Below are 1,352 nucleotides of genomic sequence, written 5' to 3'. Positions count from 1 at the left end.
CGGTTTCAGGGCGTGTGCGCAACGTTGAGTAGTTCGTTGAGTTTATGGGCGGGGGTGTGGAAGCCGAGGGTGGCTCGGGGGCGGGTGTTGAGCAGTTGTTCGACGTGGGCGATCTGCTCGTCGGTGACGGTGGTGAAGCTGGTGCCTTTGGGGAAGAACTCTCGGATCAGGCCGTTGGTGTTCTCGTTGGTGCCGCGTTGCCAGGGCGAGTGCGGGTCGCAGAAGTAGACCTTGCAGTCGGTGGCGACGGTGAACCGGGCGTGGTCGGCGAGCTCGGCGCCCTGGTCCCAGGTCAGGGTCTTGGCCAGGTGGGCGGGCAGCGTGGTGATCATCGCGGTGAGCCGGTCGGTGACGGTGGCGGCGTCGCGCCGGCCCGGTAGCCGCGCGAGCATCACGTACCGGGTGGCCCGCTCGACCAGGGTGATCAGGGCGCTGGAGCCGCGGGCGCCGATGACCAGGTCGCCTTCCCAGTGCCCGGGGACGGCGCGGTCGGTGGCCTCGGCCGGTCGGGCGGTGATCGTGGCGTCCCCGACCCAGGACTTTCCACGGGGCCGGGCGGCCAGCTTCGAGGCCGGTACGCGCGAGGTGCGCCCGCTGCGCAGGGCTTTCTCCCGGGCCAGCTCGGCGCGCAGGCTGCCGCGGCCTTGCACGTAGAGGGCCTGGTAGAGAGTTTCGTGGGAGATCCGCATGGACTCATCGTGGGGGAACCGCGCGAGCAGCTCGCCCTGGATCTGCTGCGGGGACCAGTGCGAGGTCAATCCCTCGAGGACGACCGTGCGCAGGCCGGCGTGCTCGGGCCGGTCCAGCTTCCGCGGCTGCGGGCGGGCCCGGTTGGTGACGGTGCGTGCCTGGGCGACCCGTACCGAGTACACCCCGGCGACGCGGTTGCGGCGCAGCTCGCGGGTCACGCTCGCGCGGTGCACGCCCAGCTCGGCCGCGATCTGCGCCGGGCAGCGGCCCTCACGTAGCCGCACCGCGATCAGGCCCCGACCGGCCTCGGTCAACCGGCCCCGAGCGTCGGTGAAGTCGCCGTGTACCGATGGCGCCGCCAACGTCGGGCTGACCAGACCACCGACCGGACCACCGACCTGACCACCGACCGGACCACCGACCGGACCACCGACCAGCCCGCCAACGGGTCCCATCCGCATCCTCATGCCGGCCACCTTGGCCCAGCGAGCGACCGCGAACCGGTCCACCCCGACCTGCCGAGCCACCTGCAGCCCCGACATGCCCGCCTCGAGCAACCCCAACGCCTGCTCCCGCTGCCCCACCGAATACCGCCTCAGCCCTGCAGCCATCGTCCCGCCTCACACGACATCCGTGTTGCGCAGACGATCTGAGACACCGCC

At 71.4% G+C, this 1,352-nt stretch carries 1 protein-coding gene; it reads right to left on the bottom strand.

Going from position 1 to position 1,352, the window contains the following annotated elements; all coding sequences use genetic code 11:
• Positions 1 to 5 precede the first annotated feature (5 nt).
• Positions 6 to 1,232: an IS30 family transposase gene (locus AC1DW8_RS22600; RefSeq protein ID WP_478095943.1), complete on the bottom strand. Its 1,227-nt coding sequence runs from the start codon at positions 1,230 to 1,232 to the stop codon at positions 6 to 8.
• Between the last annotated feature and the right edge of the window lie 120 nt (positions 1,233 to 1,352).

It is taken from the genome of Terrabacter sp. P2_E3 (assembly GCF_056403915.1).
Note: the sequence above shows the minus strand (reverse complement) of the source record. Positions and strands in the feature narration are given on the sequence as shown.